Raw genomic sequence first — 26,201 nt, 5'->3', positions numbered from 1 at the left:
GAGACTGAACATGGCAAAGATCATTCAACTGCAACAGGACGGCGCTACCGTCGCCCCCGTCATCGTCGATGACGCCTGGACCGTACTGCGCGGCACCGCCGAGCAGCCGCTGACCGACGAGCAGATCGCCGCGGCCGTGCAAAGCCAGGACGCGGTGCTGTTCCCGCTGTCAGTGTTCAAGGCCAACGAAGCGCTGCTGGCCGGCCGCGACGCGGCCCGCACCGGCGTGTGGCTGGCCCCGGAAGACGAGCCGGGCGATGCCGAGGCGTACTTCGCGCGCGTGGCGCTGGTGGCGGTGGACTTCCCGGTGTTCCGCGATGGCCGCGGCTTTTCCACGGCCTACCTGCTGCGCACCCGCTACCACTGGAAGGGCCAGCTGCGCGCCATCGGCGACGTGCTGCGCGACCAGCTCAACTTCATGAAGCGCTGCGGCTTCGATGCCTTCGCGGTGCGCGCCGACAAGAACATCGACGACGCCATCAAGGGCTTCACCGAGTTCACCGTGACCTACCAGGCTTCGGTGGATGAGCCGCTGCCGCTGTTCCGCCGCGCGCGAGCAGAGGTTGGCGCGCAACCGAAGGAAGCGGCATGAGCACGGTGCTGAGCGACATCGCCGTGGTCGACGCCGGTGCGGCGTCGGCGTTGCGTCCGCCCGCGCTGTGGGTTGCGCCGGAATACACCGGCAGCATCGCCGCGCTGGAGCAGAAGGAGCGCGAGCTGGGCGAGCGCCTGGCGGGCATCGCCGCGCGCTTCTTCCGCGCGCGCTTTGCCTCGAGCCTGGCGGCCGAGGACATGGTGCTGACCGACGCGATCCTGCGCGGCACCGAAGCCGTGCGCGCCGGCATCCGCGTGTTCACGCTGCAGACCGGGCGCCTGCACGCCGAGACGCTGGCGGTGCTGGACAAGGTGCAGTCGCACTACGGCTACAGCATCGAGCAGTTCACGCCGGACGCCGAGGCCGTCGAGAACTACCTGAAGAAGAATGGCCTGAACGGCTTCTACGACAGCATCGACCTGCGCAAGGAATGCTGCGGCATCCGCAAGGTTGAGCCGCTCAACCGCGCGCTGTCGCACGCCGACGCCTGGATGACCGGCCAGCGCCGCGAGCAGGCCGTGACGCGCGCCGAGCTGCCGTTCGAGGAAATGGACGAGGCCCGCGGCATCCCCAAATTCAACCCGCTGGCGGACTGGAGCGAGGCCGAAGTGTGGGCCTACCTGAAGCGCCACAACGTGCCCATCAACGACCTGCACGCCAAGGGCTACCCGAGCATCGGCTGCGAGCCGTGTACGCGTGCCGTGCGCGCGGGCGAGGATGTCCGTGCGGGACGTTGGTGGTGGGAGAGCAAGGACTCGAAAGAGTGCGGGCTCCACGAACAGAACATCAAGCATTGAGGCCGGACGAAATGGGCATCATGAACGACATCGCAGAAGCCACCAGCAGCGTGGCGCACCTGTTGCAGGTACAGAACGACCATCTCGACCGGCTCGAAGCCGAGTCGATCTACATCATCCGCGAGGTGGTGGCCGAGTGCCGCAACCCGGCGCTGCTGTTCTCGGGCGGCAAGGACTCGATCGTGATGCTGCACCTGGCGCTGAAGGCCTTCCGCCTGGGCGACCGCAAGATCGAGCTGCCGTTCCCGCTGGTGCATATCGACACCGGCCACAACTATCCGGAAGTGATCGCCTTCCGCGACCAGCGCGTGGCTGAGCTGGGCGCGCGCCTGGTGGTGGGCCATGTCGAGGACTCGATCAAGCGCGGAACCGTGCGCCTGCGCAAGGAAACCGATTCGCGCAACGCGGCCCAGGCCGTGACGCTGCTGGAAACCATCGGCGAGCACCAGTTCGACGCGCTGATGGGCGGCGCCCGCCGCGACGAAGAGAAGGCCCGCGCCAAGGAGCGCATCTTCTCGTTCCGCGACGAGTTCGGCCAGTGGGACCCCAAGGCCCAGCGCCCCGAGCTGTGGAGCCTGTACAACGCCCGCATGGCGCAGGGCGAGCAGATGCGCGTGTTCCCGATCTCGAACTGGACCGAGCTGGACGTGTGGCAGTACATCGCCCGCGAAAAGCTGGCGCTGCCGCCGATCTACTATTCGCACCAGCGCGAAGTGGTGCGCAAGAACGGCCTGCTGGTGCCGGTCACGCCGATCACGCCCAAGCAGGACGGCGACGTCAGCGAAGTGCTGTCGGTGCGCTTCCGTACCGTCGGCGACATCAGCTGCACCTGCCCGGTGGCCAGCGTTGCCGATTCGCCGGAAGCGATCATCGCCGAGACTGCGGTGACCGAGATCACCGAGCGCGGCGCCACCCGCATGGACGACCAGACCAGCGAAGCCTCGATGGAACGCCGGAAGAAAGAAGGCTACTTCTGATCCCGGACGCAGCAAAGGAATTCAACATGACTCACCAAGCAACTCATCAAGGCCTGCTGCGCTTCATCACCGCCGGCTCCGTCGACGACGGCAAGAGCACGCTGATCGGCCGCCTGCTGTATGACAGCAAGGCCGTGCTGTCCGATCAGCTGACCGCGCTGGCCAACGCCAAGAACAAGCGCACCGCCGGCGAGCAGATCGACTTCTCGCTGCTGACCGACGGCCTGGAAGCCGAGCGCGAGCAGGGCATCACCATCGACGTGGCTTACCGCTACTTCTCGACCGCGCGCCGCAAGTTCATCATCGCGGATACCCCGGGCCACGAGCAGTACACCCGCAACATGGTCACCGGCGCCTCGACCGCGGACGCGGCCATCGTGCTGGTCGATGCCACCCGCGTCACCGTCACCAACGGCCGCGCCGAGCTGCTGGCGCAGACCAAGCGCCACTCGGCGATCCTGAAGCTGCTTGAGATCCGGCACGTGATCGTCGCCATCAACAAGATGGACCTGGTCGACTACAGCGAACAGCGCTTCAACGAGATCCGCACCGCCTACACCGAACTGGCCGAGCAACTGGGCCTGAAGGACGTGCGCTACGTGCCGGTGTCGGCGCTGCGCGGCGACAACATCGTGCACGAGAGCGATGCCATGGCCTGGTACCAGGGCGAGCCGCTGCTGCCGCTGCTGGAAGAACTGCCGGTGGAAGAGGCCGCGCCCGAGGATGACGCCGCGCTGCGCTTCCCGGTGCAGCTGGTGATCCGCCAGGACGGTTCGCAGTCGGACGACTTTCGCGGCTATGCCGGCCGCATCGAAGCCGGCACCGTGCGCGTGGGCCAGAAGCTGCGCGTGCTGCCTGCCAACCGCGAGGCCGTGGTGGCCGAAGTGCTGACGCCCAACGGCGCCGCCGAATCCGCCAATGTCGGCGACACGGTCACCGTGCGCCTGTCCGAGGACGTCGATGTATCACGCGGTGACATGTTCGTCGCCGCCGATGCCGCCACCGCGCCGGCCAAGAAGCTGCAAGCCGACCTGTGCTGGTTCGACGACGAATCGCTGAACCCGGCGCGCAAGTACGTGCTCAAGCACACCACGGCCAGCGTGTTCGCGCGCGTGTCGGCGGTGGACCGCGTGCTGGACGTGCATACGCTGTCGCACGAGACCGGCCGCCACGATATCCGCCTGAACGATATCGGTTCGGTGCAGATCTCGCTGCAGAAGCCGATCGTGTGCGATGCCTATGGCGACAACCCGGCAACGGGCGCCTTCGTGCTGATCGACGAAGCGACCAACCACACGGTGGCCGCGGGCATGATCCGTGCGTTCTCCTGATCGGTAACGACAGGAAAGGGACCGGAGATGAACAAGCAGGCGCAGAAGACTTACGGCAAGGTGTTCCTCATCGGGGCAGGCCCCGGTGCAGCAGACCTCATTACGGTGCGTGGTGCACGGCTTTTGGGCGAAGCCCAGGTGGTGCTGCATGATGCACTGGTGTCGCCGGAGATGCTGGCCTGGTGTCCGCAGGCCGAGCTGGTCGAGGTGGGCAAGCGCTGCGGTCAGCGTTCCACCGCGCAGCTGTTCATCAACCGCCAGATCGTCGACCTGGCCAGCAAGTACGAGCGCGTGGTGCGCCTGAAGGGCGGCGACCCGATGCTGTTCGGCCGCGCCGACGAGGAACTGCAGGCGCTGGAAGCCGCCGGCATCGAGTATGAAGTGGTGCCGGGCATCACGGCGGCGCTGGCGGCCGCTTCGGCGATCGGCAAGCCGCTGACCAAGCGGGGTGTGTCGCGCAGCGTGGCGTTTGCCACGCAGGCGAAGGCTGCGGATGGTGACGGCTCGGCCGATATCGAAGCCGCGGTCAAGGCCGATACGCTGGTCTACTACATGGGCCGCGACCAGGCGGCGTCGATTGCCGCGCAGCTGATCGCGCATGGCAAGCCGGCGTCCACGCCGGCGTGGGTGGTGGAAGCCGCCAGCACGCCGCGGCAGCGTAGTCGTGAGTTCACGTTGGGCCGGATGGCAGCGGGCGAGGCCGCGGCCTGGATCGATCCGGTGCAGCCGAGCCTGCTGATGATCGGGGCGGCGCTGGCTGCGCGGGCTACCGAAACGCCGCGCGAAGGCGTGGACGATACCGTCGTGCAGGCGCCGCGCGCTGCCTGACCGCGCTCCGCGCCACTAGAAAAAAAGCCCTGTACCGGCATGCCGGTACAGGGCTTTTTTCATCGGGGACCACGTTTCTGCTCAGGGCTGGCCGCTTGCCGGCATTGAGGCAACGCAGTACGCCGCCATCGCATCCAGCACCGCATCGGCCTCGCCTGCTGCCGTCGCGCAATGGATACGCAGCCCGGGATGCGTTTGCCGGCATTGGTCGAGCAAGGCCGGCAGGTCGCGCCGCAGGTGGCCGCCCTGGCCCAGGAACACCGGCACCACGGTGGCGTCGGACACGCCGCGCGCTGCCAGGTCGGCGAGCGCGTCGGGCAGCGCGGGCGTCATCAGTTCCAGGAACGCCAGCCGCACCTCGCACCCGGGCAGGGCCGCGGCCACCTTCTGCTGCAGGCGGTCGAACGGCTCGCGCCAGCGTGCATCGCGCGCGCCATGCGCAAACAGGACCAAGGCCCGGGTGGGTGCGGTCATGGCAGCCTGCTCCTCAGTGCCGATCCACCCACCGAAGCGCCAGCAGCGCCACCATCAGGTAGAGCGTGCCTGGCACCAGGGCTGAGATAATCGGCGGCCACGTATGCAGCAGCCCCACGTGCGAGAACAGCGTGTTCGACAAGTGGAACGACAGCCCCAGCATGATGCCCCCGAACACCTTCACGCCGACAGCGCCGGCACGCGCGTGCAGGTAGGCGAAGGGCAGGGCCAGCGCCACCATCACAAACAGCGTCAGCGGGTAAATCACCTTCTTCCAGAAGGCGATCTCATAGCGCTGCGTATCCTGCTTGTTGTCGCGCAGGTGGCGGATATAGCGGAACAGGTCCAGCGTCGACATCCGCTCCGGCGTCACCAGCAGCACCGATAGGATCTGCGGCGTCAGCTCAGAATGCATGGTCACGCGCGGGAACTTGATCTGCTCGGCGCGGAAGTCCGGGGCCAGCGCATCGCGTGCCGGCTTCGCCCCCTGTGCCGCGGGCGCCAGCTCGATGAAGCGGGTCTCGTTGACGCCCTGCAGTTCCCACAACTGGCCACCCTGGTAGCGCCCCTCCTGCGCCACGCGGATCACGCGCAGGCGGTATTGCGGGTCGAACTCGTACATGGTAATGCCGGTGATGGTCTGGTCCGGCCGCAACCCCGCCACGTTGACGAAGCGGGTGATCTCGCCGCCGCCGGTGGCGGCATCCTTGTCGCGGTCCTTGACCCAGACGCCCGAACGGAAGCCCGACGACACGGTTGCGCCGATTGCCTCGAGCTTAATCTTCTGCGCGTACTGCTCGGCGCGGGGGCCGATGAACTCGCCGAAGATAAAGGTCACGATGGCCAGCGGCACCGCCAGCTTGAACAGCGAGAACAGCGCCTGGCGCGTGTTCAGGCCGGCTACGCGGAAGATGGTGTACTCGGACTGGCTGGCCAGCTGCGAGAACACGTAGATCGCGCTGATCAGTACGGCGATCGGCAGCACCTCATACACCCGCGTGGGCGCCTGCAGCAGGACGTGGAACAGCGCGATCAGCGAGGTGTACTGGTTGGTGACGCTCTCCAGCTCGTTGAGCATGTCGAAGAACACGAACAGCGACAGCACCGCGAACAGGATAAAGGCGAACACACCATAGACCAGCCGGCCGAAGTAGCGTTCATAAACACGCAGGATCCTCATGCCCGGCCTCCGGTGGCCGCGGCATCGCGCCTGCGCAGGCCGAACACGGCGCGCCAGCCGCCCAGGCTGCGGTTCTGGCGGTAGCGGAACAGCAGTAGCGCCCCCACGAACACCACCAGGTGGATCGGCCACCACGCCAGCCAGAACGGGATCGCACCCGAGCGCACCCAGGACTGCGACAGGTTGATCAGGTTGCTGTAGGTCAGGTAGATCAGCACCGCGAACACCAGCGGCGTGTAGCGGCCCAGGCGCGGGTTCACGTAGGCCAGCGGGATCGCGATCATGACGAAGTTGAAGGCCAGGATCGGCAGCGAGATGCGCCATACCAGCTCGCCCAGGTTTTCACGCGTGGGGTTGCGGATCAGGTCGATGGTGTCGCGGCTCTTGGGCGGCTGGTCGGCCTCGGACTCGGGCGGCTTGTTGTCCACCTTGACCGCATAGCGTCCAAATTCAACGATGCGGTAGTCGATCTGGCCGGGCGTGCCCGAGTAGCGGCGGCCGTTTTCCATCACCACCAGGCGGTCGCCGTTGGGCATGGTCTCGAACTTGCCCTGGTGCGCCAGCGCCACGCCGATCTTGTCGGCCTCGGAGTTGGCGACAAAGACATTGCGCGCATACTTCATGTCGGCATCCATGCCCTCGATGAACAGCACGTAGTTGGCCTTGGCCGGCTCGATAAAGCGCCCCGCGGCAATCATCGACATCACGCCGCGCTGCTCGAAGCGGTCGCGGAACAGCGCGCTCTGCTGGTTGGCCCAGGGCCAGGCAAACATGCCCAGCAGCAGCGCCAGGACGACGAAGGGTGCGGCGAACTGCAGCACCGGCTTGACCAGGTCGCGCAGCGAGATGCCGGCCGAGAACCACACCACCATCTCCGAATCCTTGTACCAGCGCGTCAGCACGATCAGGGTGGAAATGAAGAGCGTGGCCGACAGCAGGATCGACAGGTAGCCGATGGTGGCCAGGCCGATCAGCATCAGCACGTCGTTGGGGCTGGCCTTGCCGTTGGCGGCCATCCCCAGGATGCGGATCACGAGCGACGTGAGCATGAAGGTCAGCATCACCAGGAACACCGCCCCGGCGGTGTAGGCAAGCTCGCGTCGCAGGGCTTGTTGAAGGATCATGCGGGTTCGGTTCCGGGCTGCCGGCCGGAGCGGGCGATGTGCCGTGCGAGGTGCCTGGCAGAACAGCTGGCTGGCAGCACAACAAGCTGTCAGCGTGGCCGGGGCGTATCAGCGGCGGCAGGTCGCGGGATAAAAATCGCGGATAATGGAGGCTTTCGTGTCTAACGAGCCCCTGGAAGGAAGCGCGATGGAATTTAGCACAAAAGCCTTGGATTGGAGCAAAGCCGGCCAAAATGGTTTCCTGGCGACCAAGACCGACTGCCTGGTGGTCGGCCTGTTCGAAGGCCAGAACCTGGCCGGAGTGGCCAAGGCACTGGATGTGGCCACCAAGGGCTTGGTGGGGCGGCTGGTCAAGCAGGGCGACTTCGAGGGCAAGCGCGGCACCCAGCTGATGCTGCATGAGGTGGCCGGCGTGGGCGCCGCGCGCGTGCTGCTGGTGGGCCTGGGCAAGGAAGCCGATTTCAGCGACAAGGCCTTTGCCGATGCGGTCCGCACCGCTGTGCGTGCCTTGTCGTCCACGCGTGCCGCCTCGGCCCTGTGGTGCCTGGCGCAACAGGCGCCGCAGCAGCGCGATGTCGCCTGGGGCGTGATTACCACCATCACGCTGGTGCGCGAAGCCGGCTATCGCCTGCTGGAGCGCCATCCGGGCCTGAAGCGCGCCAATGCCAACGGCAAGCCCAACGGCAACGACAAGTCGTCGCTGCGCAAGGTCGTGATCGCGGTCGACAGCGGCGATGCCCGCGCCGCCACCCAGGCCGTGGTGCGCGGCACCGCCATCGCCAACGGCATGGAGCTGACGCGCGACCTGGGCAACCTGCCGTCCAATATCTGCACGCCGACCTACCTGGCCAATACCGCCCGCGGCATTGCCAAGCGCCACAAGCTCAAGGCCGAGGTGCTGGGCCGCAAGCAGATCGAGGCCCTGAACATGGGGGCCTTCCTGGCCGTGACCAAGGGCAGCGAAGAGCCGCCGCAGTTCATCGTGCTGCGCTACGACGGCGCCGGTGCCAAGCAGGCCCCGGTGGTGCTGGTGGGCAAGGGCATCACCTTCGATACCGGCGGCATCTCGCTCAAGCCGGGCGAGGGCATGGACGAGATGAAGTACGACATGTGCGGCGCCGCCTCGGTGCTGGGCACGATCCAGGCCGTGGCCGAGATGGGCCTGAAGCTCAACGTCATCGCCGTGGTGCCGACCTGCGAGAACATGCCCAGCGGCATCGCCACCAAGCCGGGCGACGTGGTCACCAGCATGTCCGGCCAGACCATCGAGATCCTGAACACCGACGCCGAAGGCCGCCTGATCCTGTGCGACGCGCTGACCTACGTAGAGCGCTTCAAGCCGGCCGCGGTGATCGACGTGGCCACGCTGACGGGTGCCTGCATCATCGCGCTCGGCCATGTCAACAGCGGCCTGTACGCGCGCTCCGACGCGCTTGCCGATGCCCTGCTGCAAGCCGGCCGCCGCGCCATGGACACCGCCTGGCGCATGCCGCTGGACGACGAGTACCAGGACCAGCTCAAGTCCAACTTTGCCGACATGGGCAATATCGGCGGCCGCCCGGCCGGCAGCGTGACGGCGGCGTGCTTCCTGTCGCGCTTTGCCGAGAAGTACGACTGGGCCCACCTGGACATCGCCGGCACCGCCTGGAAGAGCGGCGCGGCCAAGGGGGCCACCGGCCGCCCGGTGCCGCTCCTGGCGCAGTTCCTGATGGACCGCGCGGCCTGATGGCAGCGGCGGCAGGCAACAGAGGCAGCAAGGGTTCATGACGCGCATCGATTTCCACAGCAACGTGCCGGACGTGCTCGGCTATGTCTGCCGGCTGGTCCGCAAGGCCTACGGCGCCGGGCAGAAGGTGGTGATCCACGGGGCGCCGGCGCAGCTGGCGGACCTGGATGCGCGCCTGTGGACCTTCTCCGCGCTGGACTTCCTGCCGCATTGCGGGCTGGAAAGCCCCAATGCGGCGGTCACGCCGATCCTGCTGGCCGCCACCACCGAAGGCGTGCCGCACCACCAGCTGCTGATCAACCTGGCCGACCAGGCCCCGGCGCAGTTTGCCAGCTTCGAACGGCTGATCGAGGTGGTGGGCGCGGGCGATGCGGCGCGCGAGGCCGGCCGCCAGCGCTACCGTTTCTACCGCGAACGCGGCTATCCGCTGACGCACCACGACATCGGCCAGCCCAAGGGAGACGCCGCATGAGCGAACGCACCACCTCGCGGGTGATCCCGCGGCTCGATCCGAACGACAGCATCCCGCTGCTGACCGAGGTGTTCGAACTGCCGGATGCAGGGACAGCAGCGCCGGCTGCCGCTGCGCAGGAGGGCGTGATCGATACCTTCGGCATGGCCGATTCGGGCCTGGTCATGCATGTCGGCGATACCGGCGACGCCGTGGCGGACGAGGGCGCCGTGCCGGCATCGGCGATGCCGGCAGATAGCGGCGCCCCGGGCGAGGACGACCTGCGCGCCGTGCGCACCGAGTTGCTGACGCGCGTGATGATGCGCTTTCGCACCGAATGGCCGCAGGTCGTGGCGGCCCATACCGAAGCCACGCTGCAGTCGCGGCTGGCGCCGCTGACGGCGCAACTGGCCAGCGAGCTGACGCAGTCGCTGGAGGCGCGGCTGGTGGAATGGCTGGATGCGACGTTGGAGGAGATCGAGAAGACGCCGGGGGCGGATTAACGGCGGCTGAAGGGCTGGAGAAAACCGGCGGGGCTCGACAGACGTCGGCAAACAAAAAAACCTGCGATTGCTCGCAGGCTTTTTTGCATCAGCGCGGCTGAAAATCAATCCGTCACCGCACCCTTGCTCGCCGTCGACGCCAGCTTCGAGAACTTCGCCAGCACGCCGCGGGTATAGCGCGGTGCCGGCTGCTTCCAGTTGGCACGGCGCCTGGCCAGTTCTTCGTCCGGCACGTTCAGCTGCAGCAGCAGCTTGTGCGCGTCGATGGTGATCGAGTCGCCTTCCTGCACCAGCGCGATGGTGCCGCCCACATACGCTTCCGGCGCCACGTGGCCAACCACCATGCCCCAGGTACCGCCCGAGAAGCGCCCGTCGGTGATAAAGCCGACCGACTCGCCCAGGCCCTTGCCGATGATGGCCGAGGTCGGGGCCAGCATTTCCGGCATGCCGGGGCCGCCCTTGGGGCCGAGATAGCGCAGCACCAGGATGTCGCCGGCGTTGATCTTGTCGGCCAGGATGGCTTCCATCGCGCTTTGCTCGTCCTCGAACACGCGCGCCGGGCCGGTGATGACCGGGTTCTTCAGGCCGGTGATTTTGGCGACCGCGCCTTCTTCGGCCAGGTTGCCCTTCAGGATGGCCAGGTGGCCCTCCTTGTACAGCGCCTTCTCGATCGGCAGGATCACGTCCTGGTCGGCGCGCGGGGTGTCGGGTACGTTTTCCAGCTCTTCAGCCAGCGTGCGGCCGGTGATGGTCAGGCAGTCGCCGTGCAGCATGCCGGCCTTGAGCAGGATCTTCATGACCTGCGGAATGCCGCCTGCCTTGTGCAGGTCGGTCGCTACGTACTGGCCGGACGGCTTCAGGTTGCAGATCACCGGCACCTTGCGGCGGATGCGCTCGAAGTCGTCGATGGTCCATTCCACTTCGGCGGCGTGGGCGATGGCCAGGTAGTGCAGCACGGCGTTGGTCGAGCCGCCGGTGGCCATGATCAGCGCCACGGCGTTCTCGATCGACTTGCGCGTGATGATGTCGCGCGGCTTGATGTCCTGCTTGACGGCTTCCACCAGCACGCGGGCCGACTCGGCGGCGCTGTCGACCTTTTCCTGGTCCGGGTTGGCCATGGTCGACGAATACAAGAGCGACATGCCCAGCGCCTCGAACGACGAGCTCATGGTGTTGGCGGTGTACATGCCGCCGCACGACCCGGTCGACGGGCAGGCGTTCTTCTCCACGCCTTCGAAGTCTTCCTGGCTCATGCGCCCGGCGGTGAATTCGCCCACGGCCTCGAACGACGACACGATGGTCAGGTCCTTGCCTTTCCAGTTGCCCGGCTTGATGGTGCCGCCGTAGACGTAGATGCCCGGCACGTTGGTGCGCGCCAGTGCGATCATCCCGCCCGGCATGTTCTTGTCGCAGCCGCCGATCACGACCACGCCGTCCATCCACTGGCCCTGCGCGGCGGTCTCGATGCAGTCGGCGATGACTTCGCGCGAGATCAGCGAGTACTTCATGCCCTCGGTGCCCATCGACATGCCGTCCGAGATGGTCGGGGTGCCGAACACCTGCGGGTTGGCGCCGGACGCCTTGATGGCGTCGATGGCGGCATCGGCCAGGCGCTGCAGGCCGGCGTTGCAGGGGGTGATGGTCGAGTGGCCGTTGGCAATGCCCACCATCGGCTTGTCGAAGTCTTCCTTCTGGTAGCCGAGTGCGTAGTACATCGAACGGTTGGGCGAACGCGCCACGCCTTGCGTGATGTTCTGCGAGCGTTTGTTGAATGCCATGGTGGGGAATCTCCGGGGGGTCTTCAGTGCCGCTCCGCACCGCGCCCGAAGGCTGCACGAACGCATGGCGGCGATGTTGTGGGCCAAAGAATGACGCTTGCGTTTTGGAGTGTCAAATATATTATTTGACCTTTATTGAGTCGAAAAACATATCAGGAGGGCGTTTGGACCTGCGTCAGCTGCGTTACTTCGTCACAGTGGCGGAAGAGTTGCATTTCGGCCGCGCGGCAGGGCGCCTGTCGATGACGCAGCCGCCCTTGTCGCAGCAGATCCAGGCGCTGGAAGAGGAAATCGGCGTGCAGCTGTTCGTGCGCACGCGGCGCTCGGTGGCGCTGACGCCGGCCGGCCAGCAGTGGCTGCCCGAGGTGCGGCGCGTGCTGGCCGATGCCGCGGCGCTGCCCGGGCTGGCGCAGCGGCTGGCGCGCGGCGAGCTGGGCTCGCTGTCGCTGGCCTTTGTCAGCACCGCCGACTACGGCATCCTGCCCGACCTGTTGCGGCGCTTTCGCGCCCGCCACCCGGAGGTGCAGCTGCAGCTGCGCGAAGCCACCAGCGACGTGCAGCTCGAAGCGTTGATGGAGGGGGCGATCGATGCCGGCCTGGTGATCCGGCCGCAGCTGCCGGCCATGCCGCACGGGCTGGCCTACATGCCGCTGGTGAGCGAGCCGCTGGTGCTGGCCGTGCCCGACGGCTGGCGGCCGTCGGGCGGGGTGCTGGCGGGCGACAATACGGTCTCGCTGCGCGAGGCCGCCCATGAACCGCTGATCATCTTCCCGCGCCGAAGCGCGCCGGCGTTTTATGACATCATTACGGGCTACTATGCGCGCGAGGGCCTGGTGCCCGTGATCGCGCAGGAAGCCATCCAGATGCAGACTATCGTCAGCCTGGTGTCGGCGGGCATGGGCGTGGCGCTGGTGCCGGCGTCGCTGTGCAACCTTCGCCGCACCGGGGTGTCGTACCTGGCGCTGCGCGAGACCGGCCCGCAGATCGAGACCGGGCTGGTCTGGCGCGACGGCGCGTCCGCCGGCGTGGCGCCGGTGCTGCGCTCGTTCATCGATATTGCGACCGCGCTCGCGCAAGAAGCGGGCGCAGCCGGGCCCGCCCCTCGCTGACACGTCACCAATGTCACCGAGGCCACTGACAAGACGCAGGCCGCGGCCTTTACAACCTCCATTCACGCCAACATGCTGATTCATCCCCAGTTCGACCCGGTTGCCATCCACCTGGGCCCGCTTGCCATCCGCTGGTACGGGCTGATGTACCTGGCCGGGTTCATCATGTTCCTGGGCTTCGGGCGCCTGCGCATCCGCCAGCCGCATATCGCGGCCAAGGGCTGGACCACGCGCGACCTGGACGACATGCTGTTCTTCGGCGTGCTGGGCGTGATCCTGGGCGGGAGGCTGGGCTATGTGCTGTTCTACAAGCCGTCGTACTACCTGGCCCATCCGCTCGAGATCCTCAAGGTGTGGGAAGGCGGCATGGCCTTCCATGGTGGCTTCCTGGGCGTGATCGTGGCGATGTGGCTGTTCGGCAAGCTGCGCCGGCGCCACTGGATGGAGGTGACCGACTTCATCGCGCCGATGATCCCCTGCGGGCTGGCCGCCGGGCGCATCGGCAACTTCATCAACGGCGAGCTGTGGGGCCGCGCCACCGACCTGCCGTGGGGCATGATCTTCCCGCAGGCGGGCGACAACATCCCGCGCCATCCGTCGCAGCTGTACCAGTTTGCCGGCGAGGGCGTGGCGCTGTTCATCATCCTGTGGCTGTTCGCGCGCAAGCCGCGGCCGATGGGCGCGGTGTCGGGGGTATTCCTGATCGGCTATGGTGCCTTCCGCTTTGCTGCGGAATTCGCGCGCGAGCCCGACAACTTCCTGGGCCTGCTGGCGCTGAAGCTGTCGATGGGCCAGTGGCTGAGCCTGCCGATGATCCTGGCCGGCATCGCCATGGTGGTCTGGGCCTACCGGCGCCAGCCCGGCGCCGGCGCATCGCAGCCGGCGGCCTGAGAACGGGTTCTAAGTTCCGGTCCGCGCTATTTGCCGGCGCGGCGCAAGGCGTCGATGCGCGCCTGCGTTTGCGGGTGGGTCGACATGAAGTCCTGGCCGCGTTCCGGTTCGGCGTCCGACGCCGCACCGCGCCGGTGGTCCAGCCTGACCAGCACATCGGCCAGCGCCGCGGGCGGCAGGCCGTTGCGCTGCATGACCTCGATCGCAAAGGCGTCGGCCTCGCGCTCGTGGTCGCGTGAATAGCGCAGTGTCAGGATCGCGGCCGGCACCCCGGCCAGCACCGTCGAGATATCCCCGAACAGGTAGGCCGACAGCGCGGCCAGCGCCGACCCCTGGATCACCTGCTGCAAGCCGTGCCGGTTGGCGACATGGCCGGCTTCGTGGGCCAGAACGCCCATCATGCCAGGGCCGGTGCCGGCAAGGCCGACCAGCTCGTCGGTGACCACGATGGTGCCGCCCGGCAGCGCCAGCGCATTGGCGCCGATCTCGCCGCCCTGGCGGAACAGGATCTGGTAATCGTGGCCGGCATCGCGCGGCCGCTTCAGCGCCGCGAAGCCCGAGCGGATGCGTTGCTGCTCCGCGGGCGGCAGCTGCGTCGGCTTGACCATGCCGTTGTCCAGGCTCGCCAGCGTCAGCTTGCCGAGATGGGCCTCCACCTCGGGCGGCACCGCGCGCGCCATCATGCCGGCGCCCCACGGCAGCAGCACGTAATAGCCCAGCACCAGCACCGCCACCAGTGCCGCCACGGCCAGGCCGGCCAGGCGCCAGCTGTTCTGCGCGCGCGCCACCAGGCTGTCGCGATGGCCGGTCGCGGCCAGCATGTGGTCGAAGGCGGCGTGGTCGGTGATCTCGCAGAAGGCGCCGTCGGCAAAGGTGACCAGCCGCGGCGCGCGACGCACGCGCTCGGACACGCGCACGTCCGACAGCGGCGCGCGCCGCAGCTCGGCGCCGGAGTCGTCGCGCAGCACGGCCTGCTGCGCCTCAACGGCCAGCGTGGCCGGATGCGCGCGCGACGAGCGGCCGTCGAAGAAGGTGGCAGGGATCATGGTGCGGGCCGGGTCAGCGCACGGCGTGCTCAGAGCGCGATGTCGATGTCGTACCAGTCTACCGCCGCATCGCCCAGTGCACCCACTTGCTGCGCCTCGCCGGCCACGAAGGTGTCGAGCGGGCCCGCCGCCAGCATGGTTACGCATTCGAGCCGGTAGCGCGCCGAACGCACCCGCGCGAACGGCAGGTACAGGCCCAGCGTCAGCGCGATGGCGATCAGGTTGGTGACGAAGATAAAGACCATGCGGCCGGCCCCCACCTCGCTGCGGAACGCATGCGGCGCCAGCGTGGTGTGGCTCCACACGACATTCTGCAAGCGCGCCATCACGTAAGGGCTGACGGCCAGCAGCGCCAGGTAGAAGCCGCCCACGCCGATGCTGAACGACAGCACCACGCCCGCCTTGCCCGACGCGGTCGCGCCCAGCGCGAATCCGGCCAGCGCCGCGGCCGCCACCAGCGCGACCATCATGCCGAAGGCACGCAGGTAAACGCCGTAGAAATCGCCCGCGCCGGCGTGGAAGGCAAACGGTGCGGTGCCGAAGCGGGTGTGGTTGTGCTGGTAGCGCTTGAAGCGCTGGTGCGCCAGCGGCCCCAGCAGGCCCAGCGTGGCCACCGCGGCCAGCGGCCACAGCACGAACACCTTGTAGGCCTCGGCATCGCCGCCGGTGAAGGCGAAGCGCAGGCCGCGGTAGCTGGAATTTGCCATGCGGAAACGCAACGAGCGCACCAGCAACAGGGGGAACACCGCCAGCAGCGCCACCAGCATCGCCAGCGCAAGGAAGGGCGAGACCGTCGAGGCGAGCTGGAAGGCGAACACCAGCGCGAACACGATGGCGCGGCCCTTCAGGATCGCGGACGGCTTGCCGTGGTAGTCAAAACTCGCGCCGTCGAGCCGCGTGTTGCGATAGAAATACTGCAGCGTGCGCACCTTGGCCCAGGCCGAATAGATGCCGAAGGTGACGATGGTCAGCAGTGCATTGACGATCCAGATACGGAAGTACTCCGAACCCGATCCGGTAAAGGACAGGCCCAGCGGGCGCGGCACGGCGTAGCGCGGCTCGGCAGGCACCGGCGCTTCGTTTGCCGGAGTGCCGGCCAGGGTGAAATCGCTGCCAGCTTGCATGGCGGGGCTCCAGTGTGTGTGGAAAGCGACAGTCAGGATTGCGGCCTTGACCGCAGTTTCAGGAATGCAACCACTTTAGATCGGGCATTTGCGGCGATGCGCTCACATTCTCGCACTGATAAATAGCGACCACGGCACAATCTGCATATGCCATTGCCGCCAGGCGGGCAGGCGTATAAAAAATGTGGGAAAACCCTCGTAACACTCTAGAAACATTCTGTTACACTAGACGTATTCTGTAACAACTTCCGAATGCGTGTTGCCAATGAAATCAGGGACTTAGTCCCGCTGGCACGTAAATCGCTATCTTGATTGTTACAAAGATGAGCGGCACGCCACAGCCGCCAACGGAAGTGCCAGGGAGGGAGTGACGGCTGAGAGGCCACACTTGCCGGCATTTCACGTACAGCCAGGGCGACGGGAAAATCCGCGCGTCAAGCGCGTTTCAAAAGGGGGGCGCAGGGCCAGCGCCGGCAATCCATGGACCCACGCGGTGGATACTTTTGAAAGTACCCGCCGACGATGAAAAGCAGTGCTGCAGTATTTTCAGGCGCGGGCGTTTCCTTGCAGGGAGGCATGGAAACGCCCGCCGCACCTCATACCGTACCCACGCCGCACCTCACAGACCGCACCTCGCCGGTCAACATCAGACACCAATCGCTCCGGCTTGTTTGCAGCGCAGCATCGAAATCCCTTGTATCGTTCGCGTCCTAATCCATAATTATAAATTATGGCTAACGGGGCGCATCTACCCTGACCGATGCCAGATCGTGGCCGGGACGCATCGGTCACGCCATCCGACCCTGGGGGAAGCATGCGCATCGTCCAGCAGGCGTTGTACCTGGAAGTGGCAGACCGGCTGCGCGCCATGATCGACGCGCATACGCTGGTGCCCGGCGCATGGATCGACGAGAGCGCGATGGCCGAAACGCTGGGCATCTCGCGCACGCCGCTGCGCGAGGCGCTCAAGGTGCTGGCCGCCGAAGGCCTGGTGCGGTTGGAGCCGCGCCGCGGCTGCTTCGTCAATGAACTTTCCGAGCATGACCTGGACGAGATCTTCCCGCTGATGGCACTGCTGGAAGGGCGCTGCGCCTATGAGGCCGCGCGCAACGCCACCCGCGCCGACCTGGACGCGCTGGACGGCCTGCATGCCGACCTGGCGCGCTACGCGCAGGCGGGCGACATCGATGCCTATTACGAAACCAACTTCCAGATCCACGAATCGATCCAGCGGCTGGCCGGCAACCGCTGGCTGTCGGGCCTGATCAGCGACCTGCGCAAGGTGCTGCGGCTGTCGCGCCACAAAAGCCTGAAGCTGCCGGGCCGGATCCAGGAATCCTGCGCCGAGCACCTGTCCGTGTTCGCCGCGCTCAAGGCCCGCGACCCCGAAGGCGCCGAGGCGATGATGAAGACCCACCTGCTGCGTCAGCGCGCGGCCCTCAAGACGCTGGATGCCGGTGCCACCGCCGGGGCGGCAGAGACCCAGGCCGTGCGCGCGCCGCCGGTGCTGCGCGTGGCCGGCGGCGAAGAGTAGCCGCGGCCGCAACCCCAGTCCGATGTTTTTCCCACATTCCGATCGATGCATCAAGGCAGGTACCGCATGAATTCCTTCGACACGGGTGACCAGAAGATCAGTGCGCCGCTGGGCGAGAGCGAGCCGGCAGGTTCCAAGTTCCTGTCACGGCTGGGCCGCTGGTGGGGACGCAAGGGTGAGGGCGACGCCAAGGCCAGCGCCAAGGCCGCCGCCGCCACGCCGGCCGACGGCGAGGCGCCGCTGCCGCCGCGCGCGGTGCGCCGCCAGCGCGAGCAGCTGCGGCTTTGCTTCGACGCGCGCCTGACCGATGGCGCCGCCAATGCTGCCGCGCAGGCGTGGCAGGCCGAGTATGAAGCCGCCGGCGAGGCCACCCGGCGCGGCATGCTGGCGGTGCTGGCCGAAGTCGCCAGCAGCAGCGGCGGCAAGGGCAGTGAAGACGCCGGGGCCGACGGCGACAAGGGCGCGCGCGCCGCCCGCGCGCAGGCCGGGCCTTCGGGCCTGGCCCAGGCGCTGTCCAATGCACGCATCCGTTTCTTCAAGCGGCTGGCCGCGCTGCATGGCCAGCGCGGCAACAGCGCCTGCGGCCTGCACTTCCTGATCCAGCTGCGCGCCGACATGCTGCGCTGGCAGCGCCGCATGCCGGGCCTGCGCCCGCTTGACGAAGACCTCGAGGCGCTGTTCTCCAACTGGTTCGACGTGGGCCTGCTGGAACTGCAGCCGATCACCTGGGATTCGCCGGCATCGCTGCTGGAAAAGCTGATCCGCTACGAGGCCGTGCATGAGATCGCCTCATGGACCGACCTGCGCAACCGCCTCGATTCCGACCGCCGCTGCTATGCGTTCTTCCACCCGCGCATCCCGCGCGAGCCGCTGATCTTTGTCGAGGTGGCATTCGCGCCGGAGATGGCGGCCAATGTCCATACATTGCTGGATGAGGCCGCGCCGCTGGAAGACCTGCGCCGCGTCAAGTGGGCCATCTTCTATTCGATCAGCAATACGCAGGCGGGCCTGCGCGGCGTGAGCTTCGGCAACTTCCTGCTCAAGCGCGTGATCGAGGAAGTCCAGCGTGAATTTCCAAAAGTGAATCAGTTCGCCACGCTCTCGCCGATCCCCGGGTTTGCCGACTGGCTGCGCAAGCAGGATGGCGATGCCATTGCGCGCGTGCTGGGCGACAAGCGCCTGGCGCGCTGGAGCGAGCGCCACGACAAGGCGCCCGCGGACGGCGCCGGGTGGCTGGAGGCGCTGGTGCCGGACGCCGCCGATACCGTGATCCGCGATACCGCCATGACCCTGGCCGCGCATTTCCTGGTGCGCGAACGCAACCAGTCGATGCCGGCCGACCCGGTGGCGCGCTTCCACCTGGGCAACGGGGCCTGCGTGGAGCGGCTGAACTGGGGCGCCGACCTGTCGCGCAAAGGCCGCAGCCAGAGCTGCGGCATGATGGTCAACTATCTTTACGTGCCCGAGGCGCTGGACGACAATCTGGCACGCCTGGGCGCCGGCAACCCGCGCATCAGCCGTAGCGTCGGGAAGCTGCTGTGACCCTGGTCCGGTCACGGCACAGGCCCTGGTACCCGCGGCGCCCGACGCGCCGCATTTCTTTGTCGGGACCCATGCAGTAACTTCGCGCCGCGGCGGTGTCGCGCGGCCATCAGATTGACTTTCCGCAGAAGAGAGAGGAGACAACCCATGAATCGTCGTCAGTTCAGCCTGGCCGCGTGCGCGCGCGCAACGGGCATGGCCCTGGGCCTGGCCGGCCTCGGCGCCGGCGCAATGCTCGCCGCGCCCGCCGCGCATGCCGACACCTGGCCGTCCAAGCCCGTCACCGTGATCGTGCCGTTTCCCGCCGGCGGCGGCACCGACGCCTTTGCGCGCCCGCTGACCGCGCAGTTGTCCAAGCAGCTCGGCAAGCAATTCGTGATCGACAACCGCGGCGGCGCCGGCGGCACGGTCGGCGCCAGCATTGCGGCCAAGGCCGCGCCGGACGGCTACACGGTGTTTATCGGCGGCGCGCACCACGCGATTGCGCCGTCGTTCTACAAGAAGCTGGACTACGACATCGAGAAGGACTTCATCCCGGTCACGGTGATCGCGCAGCCGCCGCAAGTGGTGGTGGTCAATCCCAACCGTGTCAAGGCCAACACGCTGCAGGAGCTGATTGCCTACGCCAAGGCCAATCCCGGCAAGCTGAACTACGGTTCGGCCGGCAACGGCTCGTCGCACCACCTGGCGGGCGAGCTGTTCAAGCTCCAGACCAAGACCTTCATCACCCACATCCCCTACAAGGGCGCGGGCCCGGCGCTGTCCGACCTGATCGCGGGCCAGGTCGACCTGATGTTCGACGGCCTGGGCTCGTCGGCGCAGCATATCCGCGCGGGCCGCATCAAGGCGCTGGCGGTGGCTTCGAGCAAGCGCTCGGCGGCGTTCCCCAACGTGCCGACCGCGGCCGAGGCGGGCGTGCCCAACTATGACGTGTCGACCTGGTATGCGTTGTGGGTGCCCAAGGGCACGCCCAGGGAGATCGTCGACCGCCTGTACGCAGAGATCGAGAAGGCGCTGAACACGCCTGAGCTCAAGCAGGTCTGGCTTAACAACGGCTCCGAGACGCCGGCGTTTACGCAGGAGCAGTTCGCGCAGTTCCTGCACGCCGAGATTCGCCGCTGGGCGCAGGTGGTGCAGCAGTCCGGCGCCAAGATCGACTGACGGGGCGCCATGTCAACGCTGATCCGATGCAAGGGGGCGCGGCGATGAGCGGCACCGTATTGTTCGCCACGCAGGGCACCACCGCCACCGTGACGCTGTCGCACGCGGGCAAGCTCAACGCCATTTCCGCGCAGATGTGGCGCGAGCTGGCCGCGGGCTTTGCGCGCCTGTCCGCCGATACTTCGCTGCGCTGCGTGGTGGTGCGCGGTGCCGACGGCAACTTTGCCGCCGGCGCCGACATCGCCGAGTTCCCGGCAGAGCGCGCCGACGAGGCCGCGGTGCGCCACTATCACATGGCTACCATCGCGCCGGCACTGGCGGCGGTGGCGCAATGCACGCACCCCACCGTGGCGATGATTGAAGGCGTCTGCGTGGGCGGCGGGCTGGAAATCGCCAGCCACTGCGACCTGCGCATCGCCGCCTCGGACAGCCGCTTCGGCGTGCCGATCAACCGCCTGGGCTTCCCGATGGCGCCCGGCGAACTGCAGGGCCTGCTGGCGCTGGCGGGCCGCGCCGCCGCGCTGGAGATCCTGCTGGAAGGCCGGGTCTTCGACGCCGCCGAGGCGCGCGACAAAGGGCTGCTGACCCGCGTGGTCGAGCCCGGCGCGCTGGCCGCGGAGGTCGATGCCACGGTGCGCCGCATAGCCGCGGGCGCGCCCGTCGCCGCCCGCATCAACAAGGCCACCATCCGCCGGCTGGCGCCGCTGCCGGCACCGCTGTCGCCCGCCGAGCTGGACGCGCATTTTGCCTACGCCGCAGGCGCGGACCACGCGGAAGGGGTGGCCGCCTTCCTCGCGCGCCGGCCACCGCAGTTCCGTGGGGAGTAGGGCACGCCGCCATGACTGCTTCCACGCGCGATTGTTTTCTTCGTTTTCCTTAGCCTTTCGTTCGATCCCCGACATGAACGCCAACCTGTTCGCCCTGTTCGAATCCCGCTTCCCCGCCGACCGCACCGCCTGCTGCATCGAGACGCATGACGGGCTGTACTACAGCTGGGACGACCTTGACCGCGCCACTGCCAAGCTGGCCAGCCTGCTGGCCTCGCTGCAACTGCCCGAAGGCGCTCGCGTGGCCGTGCAGGTGGAGAAGTCCCCCGAAGCGCTGTTCCTGTACCTGGCCACGCTGCGCGCCGGCTACGTCTACCTGCCGCTGAACACCGCCTACCAGGAGGCAGAGATCGACTACTTTGTCGGCAATGCCGAGCCGTCGGTGGTGGTGTGCAGCAGCAAGAATTTCGGCTGGGTGTCCAAGGTGGCGTTCCGCCACGGCGTCAACCACGTCTTCACGCTGGACGACGACCGCAGCGGCTCGCTGCTGTCGCGTGCCGCGGGCAAGTCGGATGCCTTCGAGACGGTCGCACGCCAGGATGACGACCTTGCCGCCATTCTCTACACCTCCGGTACCACCGGCCGCAGCAAGGGCGCGATGCTGACGCACCGCAACCTGGCCTCCAATGCGCAGACGCTGCATGAATTCTGGGGCTGGCGCAGCGACGACGTGCTGCTGCACATGCTGCCGATCTTCCACGTGCACGGCCTGTTCGTGGCCTCGCACGGCGCGCTGCTGGCCGGTGCCAAGATGATCTGGGCACCCAGGCTGGACATGGCGCAGGTGCTGAAATTCCTGCCGCGCTGCACGGTGATGATGGGCGTGCCGACCTACTACGTGCGCATGCTGCAGGAGCCGCGCTTCGACGACGACACCTGCCGCCGCATGCGGCTGTTCGTGTCGGGCTCGGCGCCGCTGCTGCTGGAGACCTTCGATGCCTTCCGCGAGCGCACCGGCCATACCATCCTGGAACGCTACGGCATGAGCGAGACCGTGATGCTGGTGTCCAACCCGTACGATGCCGCGCTGGGCGAGCGCATCGGCGGCACCGTCGGCATGCCGCTGCCGGGCGTGTCGGTGCGCGTGGTCGATGGCGAGGGCCAGCCGTGCGCGCCGGGAGAGATCGGCAATGTCGAGGTTAAGGGCCCGAACGTGTTCAAGGGCTACTGGCGCATGCCGGAGAAGACCAGGGAAGAGTTCACGGAGGACGGCTGGTTCAAGACCGGCGACGTCGGCCGCTTCGGCGGCGCCATTGTCAGCCAGGCCGGCGAGCGCGCGGTGCCCGACAACTACCTGACCATCGTCGGACGCAGCAAGGACCTGATCATCTCGGGCGGCTACAACGTCTACCCGAAGGAAATCGAGAGCTTTATCGACGAGATGCCGGGCGTGGCCGAGAGCGCCGTGATCGGCGTGCCGCACGCGGATTTCGGCGAGGCGGTGGTGGCGGTGGTGGTACGCAAGCCGGGTGCGGAAATCGACGAGGCGGCGCTGATCGGCACGCTCAAGGGCCACATTGCCAACTTCAAGGTGCCCAAGCGCGTGCACGTGGTGGACGAGCTGCCGCGCAATACCATGGGCAAGGTGCAGAAGAACGTGCTGCGCGAGCAGTTCTCGACGCTCTGAGCGCAGTGATGATGGCCGCGCCCTGCGCGATGGCGCAGGGCGCGGCTGTCTTACTTCAGCATCTGCACGGAGCCGTTGACCGACACCGTCACCTGCGTCTTGCCGCCCTCAACCGGCACCGGCACCGCAGCGTCGGCCATCATGGCCTTGGCAGCACCGTACATGCGCGGCATCGGCGGCACCACGCCGGTTTCATTCAGGCTGACTTCGCGGATGGTGTAGCTGTTGTAGCCGAACAGCTTGGTGGTCGACTGCGCCTTGCCGCGGAACGAGGCGATGGCCTGCTCGGCCAGCTTGGCTTCGGCCGCCTCGCGCGCTTCGCGCGACAGCGAGAAGGCGATGTTCTGCACCTGCATCTGGCTGGCCAGCTCGCCGGCGAGCTTGGACACGGCCGAGAAATCGCGCGACTTCAGGATGACTTCGGAACGCCCGCGCCAGGTGCTGATGCGGCCGTTGCGGTCGGTATTCGGGTGAATGGTGAAGCCGCCCGACTCGGCGGTCACACCCTGGACGCGGCGCGCCTGCGTGATGACGGCCTGGGTCCGGGCCGACAGGCCCGAGGAAATCGCGGCCGGTTCAGCGCCTTCCTGCTCCGCGGCAAGCGTCAGGTGCACGATATCGGTCGGCACTTCGGTGACTGCCTGCGCGCTCAGCGACAGTACGCCCGACGGCGTTTCAGTGGGGCCACCGTGCGCCGAGGCGACGATGGCGGTAGTGCCCAGCAGGGTGGCGGCAAGCCATTGTTTCATGTTGTTCTCTTGTTCGAACGTGATGGGTATCAGACGTGCCCGGGTGCCCGATCGTTCCGCGACATTGCAAACGATTGTTGCGAAGCCGGGCGGGCGCGCCTCCCCCGTCCGGGTCAGAATGCCTGCCAGGCCTTCCACAACATATAGCTTGCCAGGCACAGCAGCAGCACGGCAAAGACCTTGCGCAACTGGCCCACATCCATCCGGTGCGCGGTGCGCGCGCCCAGCGGCGCGGTCATCACGCTGGCGGCGGCGATCACCAGCAGGGCCGGCAGGTAGAGATAGCCGAGCGATCCCGCCGGCAGTCCCGGCATCTGCCAGCCGCTCCAGACATAGCCGGCCACGCTGGCCGCGGCGATCGGGAAGCCGAGCGCGGCTGAGGTGGCCACCGCGTTGTGGATCGGCACGTTGCACCAGGTCATGAACGGCACCGAGACAAAGGCGCCGCCCGCGCCCACCAGGCTGGACAGGAAGCCGATCACGCCGCCCGCGCCTGCCATGCCGGCAAAGCCGGGCAGCTGCCGGCCGGGCTTGGGGCGACGGTTGCGCAGCATCTGCAGCGCGGAAAATCCGACGAAGCCGGCAAAGGCAAGCGACAGCCAGCTGGTCTTGAGCGCCGCGAACACCTTGCCGCCGCCGATCATGCCGCCGAGCACGATGCCCGGCGCCAGCGCCAGCACGATCGGCCAGCGCACCGCGCCGCGCTGGTGGTGGGCGCGCACGGACGACAATGAGGTGAACAGGATGGTGCCCATCGAGGTGGCGATCGCCATATGGACGATGGCCTCGTCGGCAAAGCCCAGGCTGGTGAACAGCAGCGTCAGGAAGGGCACCATCATCATGCCGCCGCCGACGCCGAGCAGCCCGGCGCAGAAGCCGGTGAAAGCGCCCAGGGCAAGCAGGGCAGGAACCAGCACCGGCAGGTTGTCGAACTGCATCGTGTCTTCAGGGTTGTTGTGATCAGCCTTGCCCGGGCCGGCCGGGCAGGGTTCAGCGCATCAGCTTGCCGGTGATGAAGCGCCATTCTGCCGGCGTCACCGGCGTGATCGACAGCCGGTTGCCGCGACGTAGCACCACCATGTCGGCCAGTTCCTCATGCTCGCGCAAGGCGGCCAGCGGGATCAGCGCGCTCTTGCGCTCGAAGCGCACGTCGACCAGCAGCCAGCGCGGCGCGTCGGCCTTGGAGGCGGCATCATAGTACGGGCTCTTGCGGTCGAACTGGGTGGGGTCGGGGTACGGTACTGAGCAGACCTCGGCCAGGCCGGCAATGCCGGGCTCCGGGCACGACGAGTGATAGAACAGCACGCCGTCGCCGATCTGCATGGTGTCGCGCATGAAGTTGCGCGCCTGGTAGTTGCGCACGCCGGTCCAGGGCAGCGTGCCTTCGCGGGCCAGGTCGTCGATGCTGGCTTCATCCGGTTCTGATTTCATCAGCCAGTACTGGCGGGCGCGTTGGTTCTGGTTCGGGCTCACGGCGCAGCTCAGGAATGGAAGGCAGATCAGGGCGCCGCGTGCACAGCGTGTGCACGCGGACGCGCAGGCAAGAAAAAAGGCGATGGTTCAGAAAACCACCGCCTTTTTAAGGGGTCCCCGCCTTGGCCGCTGGGTCGGCATCCTGAACCCAAGTGAGGTTCAGAGTGGCTGCGGAAGTCGCATTTCGGGTACATCATCCACTCAGGGAGTCCAGGCCAGGCCCAGACTATGAATGCGATGACGCGCTCGCCCACGCGACATGATCCCGCACCATGCAATGCATATCGGTTCAAGGAGTTTATGACCCTCACGAACCAGGCAGGGAAACTGTCAAACGTCTGACTTTCCAGGCGCATCATCGTGCCCGGAAAACCGGATCCGCGTGCGGGATGTCAGACGTTTGCCGTTTCTGACTAGGATGGGATAAGAACGGCGGCCGGGCGCGATAACCTGGCCTGTCGCTGCACATCTATGGTGCCTCGTGCAGTCTGGCTACACTATACACCGCGTCGCAGGGCATACCAAGTCCACTCGCGCGTATCGTTACATTTTGCGCGACAGCGCGGCATCCGCAGCACATCCCTGCGTCATCGCTCAGCCGCGCGTACCGGTGCCCACGTGCGCATATTGCCGCAGGGCCTCGTCGGCGCGGTCGTTGAGTTCGCGGATGCGCGCGCGGATGGCATCGACCGGGATCGCGCCCTCGGCCTGCTGCTTGCGCTGCATCGACAGCAGGTCCGAGGCGATGCTGATGGCGGCCATGACTGCCACGCGCTCCACGCCCTTGGCCGCGATGCCGTTGCGCAGCTTGTTCATTTGCGTGTCGACCAAGGCCACGGCTTCGAGCAGCGCGGCCTCGTTCTCGGGCGCGATGGCGAAGCGGTAGGGCTGGCCGGCGATATTGACTTCGACTTGCTTGTTGCTCATGCGTGTTCTCCGGGGGCCTTGTGCGGCTCGGCGTCCTGCGCCGCAGCCTCTTCGCCGAGCAGGTCGAGCTGGCGCGTGTCGCTGGCAGTCGGCAGCTTGTCAAGGATGGACTGGATGCGCAGCTGCGCTTCCTCGATCTTGATATTGAGCAGTTCGCGGTCGGCGGCCATGGCCTCGCGCTCGCCGCGCAACTGCGCGGCTTCGCCCTCCAGCCGGGCGATCTCGTCGCGCAGCCGCTGGTTCTCCGCCGCCAGGGTGTCCGCATGGTGCAGCACGCGCCCGATCTTGGCGGCCAGTTGTTCGAGTTCGGTGAGCATAGGGCCTGTCATGATGGGAGTAGTGTCAGGTATCGCGATTCTAGCCGATGCGCCGGCTTGCACAATGCGGAGGAAAGGGTTTGTGACCGGCGACCCGCGTGGAAGTTGCA

The 26,201-nt window shown here is 67.2% G+C and carries 26 protein-coding genes and 1 other RNA gene; 15 read left to right on the top strand and 12 right to left on the bottom strand.

What is annotated here, in order from left to right; all coding sequences use genetic code 11:
• Positions 1–10: 10 nt before the first annotated feature.
• Genes CNE_RS14370 through cobA form a run of 5 tightly spaced genes read left to right on the top strand, consistent with a single transcriptional unit; the run spans position 11 to position 4,528 of the window.
• Complete coding sequence (locus tag CNE_RS14370) at positions 11–592, top strand: DUF934 domain-containing protein (protein ID WP_013957831.1); 582 nt, start codon at positions 11–13, stop codon at positions 590–592.
• The gene (locus tag CNE_RS14365; RefSeq protein WP_013957830.1) at positions 589–1,392 is read left to right on the top strand and encodes a phosphoadenylyl-sulfate reductase; all 804 of its coding nucleotides are present in this window, start codon (positions 589–591) and stop codon (positions 1,390–1,392) included. Before CNE_RS14370 ends, CNE_RS14365 begins: the two co-directional genes overlap by 4 nt.
• A gap of 11 nt (positions 1,393–1,403) precedes the next feature.
• Positions 1,404–2,369: a sulfate adenylyltransferase subunit CysD gene (gene cysD / locus CNE_RS14360; protein WP_013957829.1), complete on the top strand. Its 966-nt coding sequence runs from the start codon at positions 1,404–1,406 to the stop codon at positions 2,367–2,369.
• A 26-nt stretch (positions 2,370–2,395) separates the two neighbouring features.
• Positions 2,396–3,700, top strand: a complete 1,305-nt coding sequence (locus CNE_RS14355) for a sulfate adenylyltransferase subunit 1 (RefSeq protein ID WP_013957828.1) — start codon at positions 2,396–2,398, stop codon at positions 3,698–3,700.
• 27 nt (positions 3,701–3,727) lie between these two features.
• A complete protein-coding gene (cobA, locus tag CNE_RS14350; RefSeq protein WP_013957827.1) occupies positions 3,728–4,528 on the top strand; it encodes a uroporphyrinogen-III C-methyltransferase in 801 nt (266 codons plus the stop codon).
• An 81-nt stretch (positions 4,529–4,609) separates the two neighbouring features.
• Here cobA and CNE_RS14345 read toward each other — a convergent pair whose 3' ends face one another.
• Genes CNE_RS14345 through lptF form a run of 3 tightly spaced genes read right to left on the bottom strand, consistent with a single transcriptional unit; the run spans position 4,610 to position 7,306 of the window.
• On the bottom strand, positions 4,610–5,002 hold the full coding sequence (locus CNE_RS14345) for a sirohydrochlorin chelatase (RefSeq protein WP_013957826.1): 393 nt from the start codon (positions 5,000–5,002) through the stop codon (positions 4,610–4,612).
• A 13-nt stretch (positions 5,003–5,015) separates the two neighbouring features.
• Positions 5,016–6,182 carry an LPS export ABC transporter permease LptG gene (lptG, locus tag CNE_RS14340; protein ID WP_013957825.1) on the bottom strand — a complete coding sequence of 389 codons (1,167 nt, stop codon included), beginning with the start codon at positions 6,180–6,182 and terminating at the stop codon, positions 5,016–5,018.
• Positions 6,179–7,306 (bottom strand): LPS export ABC transporter permease LptF, encoded by a 1,128-nt coding sequence (gene lptF / locus CNE_RS14335; RefSeq protein WP_013957824.1) that lies wholly within the window; start codon positions 7,304–7,306, stop codon positions 6,179–6,181. Before lptF ends, lptG begins: the two co-directional genes overlap by 4 nt.
• 187 nt (positions 7,307–7,493) lie before the next feature.
• Here lptF and CNE_RS14330 point away from each other — a divergent pair, with 187 nt between their 5' ends.
• The 3 genes from CNE_RS14330 to CNE_RS14320 are packed head-to-tail and all read left to right on the top strand — an operon-like array spanning position 7,494 to position 9,986.
• Positions 7,494–9,032: a leucyl aminopeptidase gene (locus CNE_RS14330; protein WP_013957823.1), complete on the top strand. Its 1,539-nt coding sequence runs from the start codon at positions 7,494–7,496 to the stop codon at positions 9,030–9,032.
• A 37-nt stretch (positions 9,033–9,069) separates the two neighbouring features.
• A complete protein-coding gene (locus CNE_RS14325) occupies positions 9,070–9,504 on the top strand; it encodes a DNA polymerase III subunit chi (protein WP_010814936.1) in 435 nt (144 codons plus the stop codon).
• On the top strand, positions 9,501–9,986 hold the full coding sequence (locus CNE_RS14320) for a hypothetical protein (protein WP_013957822.1): 486 nt from the start codon (positions 9,501–9,503) through the stop codon (positions 9,984–9,986). Before CNE_RS14325 ends, CNE_RS14320 begins: the two co-directional genes overlap by 4 nt.
• Positions 9,987–10,090: 104 nt before the next feature.
• On the opposite strand, the gene ilvD is transcribed toward CNE_RS14320, so the two are convergent.
• Complete coding sequence (gene ilvD / locus CNE_RS14315) at positions 10,091–11,764, bottom strand: dihydroxy-acid dehydratase (RefSeq protein WP_013957820.1); 1,674 nt, start codon at positions 11,762–11,764, stop codon at positions 10,091–10,093.
• Between the two features lie 164 nt (positions 11,765–11,928).
• On the opposite strand from ilvD, the gene CNE_RS14310 reads away from it, so the two are divergent.
• Both CNE_RS14310 and lgt read left to right on the top strand, forming a co-directional pair.
• The gene (locus CNE_RS14310) at positions 11,929–12,873 is read left to right on the top strand and encodes a LysR family transcriptional regulator (RefSeq protein ID WP_041228089.1); all 945 of its coding nucleotides are present in this window, start codon (positions 11,929–11,931) and stop codon (positions 12,871–12,873) included.
• Positions 12,874–12,945: 72 nt separating this feature from the next.
• Positions 12,946–13,764, top strand: a complete 819-nt coding sequence (gene lgt, locus CNE_RS14305; RefSeq protein ID WP_013957819.1) for a prolipoprotein diacylglyceryl transferase — start codon at positions 12,946–12,948, stop codon at positions 13,762–13,764.
• Positions 13,765–13,790: 26 nt separating this feature from the next.
• On the opposite strand, the gene CNE_RS14300 is transcribed toward lgt, so the two are convergent.
• Both CNE_RS14300 and CNE_RS14295 read right to left on the bottom strand, forming a co-directional pair.
• Positions 13,791–14,810 carry a M48 family metallopeptidase gene (locus CNE_RS14300; protein ID WP_013957818.1) on the bottom strand — a complete coding sequence of 340 codons (1,020 nt, stop codon included), beginning with the start codon at positions 14,808–14,810 and terminating at the stop codon, positions 13,791–13,793.
• A gap of 29 nt (positions 14,811–14,839) precedes the next feature.
• Entirely contained in the window at positions 14,840–15,934 is a 1,095-nt protein-coding gene (locus CNE_RS14295) for a YjgN family protein (protein ID WP_013957817.1), read from the bottom strand.
• An 814-nt stretch (positions 15,935–16,748) separates the two neighbouring features.
• Here CNE_RS14295 and CNE_RS14290 point away from each other — a divergent pair.
• The 5 genes from CNE_RS14290 to CNE_RS14270 all read left to right on the top strand — a co-directional run bounded on the left by CNE_RS14290 (position 16,749) and on the right by CNE_RS14270 (position 22,625).
• Entirely contained in the window at positions 16,749–17,468 is a 720-nt protein-coding gene (locus CNE_RS14290; protein WP_013957816.1) for a GntR family transcriptional regulator, read from the top strand.
• A 66-nt stretch (positions 17,469–17,534) separates the two neighbouring features.
• Entirely contained in the window at positions 17,535–19,010 is a 1,476-nt protein-coding gene (locus tag CNE_RS14285) for a malonyl-CoA decarboxylase domain-containing protein (RefSeq protein WP_013957815.1), read from the top strand.
• A 147-nt stretch (positions 19,011–19,157) separates the two neighbouring features.
• Complete coding sequence (locus CNE_RS14280) at positions 19,158–20,171, top strand: Bug family tripartite tricarboxylate transporter substrate binding protein (RefSeq protein ID WP_013957814.1); 1,014 nt, start codon at positions 19,158–19,160, stop codon at positions 20,169–20,171.
• Positions 20,172–20,215: 44 nt separating this feature from the next.
• Entirely contained in the window at positions 20,216–20,998 is a 783-nt protein-coding gene (locus tag CNE_RS14275) for an enoyl-CoA hydratase/isomerase family protein (RefSeq protein WP_013957813.1), read from the top strand.
• Between the two features lie 73 nt (positions 20,999–21,071).
• Positions 21,072–22,625, top strand: a complete 1,554-nt coding sequence (locus CNE_RS14270; protein ID WP_013957812.1) for a malonate--CoA ligase — start codon at positions 21,072–21,074, stop codon at positions 22,623–22,625.
• Between the two features lie 50 nt (positions 22,626–22,675).
• Here the strand turns inward: CNE_RS14270 and CNE_RS14265 are convergent, their stop codons facing one another.
• The 6 genes from CNE_RS14265 to CNE_RS14245 form a co-directional block, all read right to left on the bottom strand.
• The gene (locus CNE_RS14265) at positions 22,676–23,374 is read right to left on the bottom strand and encodes an SIMPL domain-containing protein (RefSeq protein WP_013957811.1); all 699 of its coding nucleotides are present in this window, start codon (positions 23,372–23,374) and stop codon (positions 22,676–22,678) included.
• A gap of 113 nt (positions 23,375–23,487) precedes the next feature.
• A complete protein-coding gene (locus CNE_RS14260; RefSeq protein WP_013957810.1) occupies positions 23,488–24,312 on the bottom strand; it encodes a sulfite exporter TauE/SafE family protein in 825 nt (274 codons plus the stop codon).
• A 52-nt stretch (positions 24,313–24,364) separates the two neighbouring features.
• The gene (locus CNE_RS14255) at positions 24,365–24,847 is read right to left on the bottom strand and encodes an EVE domain-containing protein (RefSeq protein ID WP_013957809.1); all 483 of its coding nucleotides are present in this window, start codon (positions 24,845–24,847) and stop codon (positions 24,365–24,367) included.
• 110 nt (positions 24,848–24,957) lie between these two features.
• Positions 24,958–25,175: non-coding RNA, 6S RNA (ssrS, locus tag CNE_RS38940), on the bottom strand.
• A gap of 266 nt (positions 25,176–25,441) precedes the next feature.
• A complete protein-coding gene (locus tag CNE_RS14250; protein ID WP_010814921.1) occupies positions 25,442–25,774 on the bottom strand; it encodes a cell division protein ZapA in 333 nt (110 codons plus the stop codon).
• Positions 25,771–26,091, bottom strand: a complete 321-nt coding sequence (locus tag CNE_RS14245) for a hypothetical protein (protein WP_010814920.1) — start codon at positions 26,089–26,091, stop codon at positions 25,771–25,773. Before CNE_RS14245 ends, CNE_RS14250 begins: the two co-directional genes overlap by 4 nt.
• Positions 26,092–26,201: the final 110 nt, after the last annotated feature.

This window comes from Cupriavidus necator N-1 (assembly GCF_000219215.1).
Classification (GTDB): Bacteria; Pseudomonadota; Gammaproteobacteria; order Burkholderiales; family Burkholderiaceae; genus Cupriavidus; species Cupriavidus necator.
This window is presented reverse-complemented; position numbering and strand designations above follow the sequence as displayed.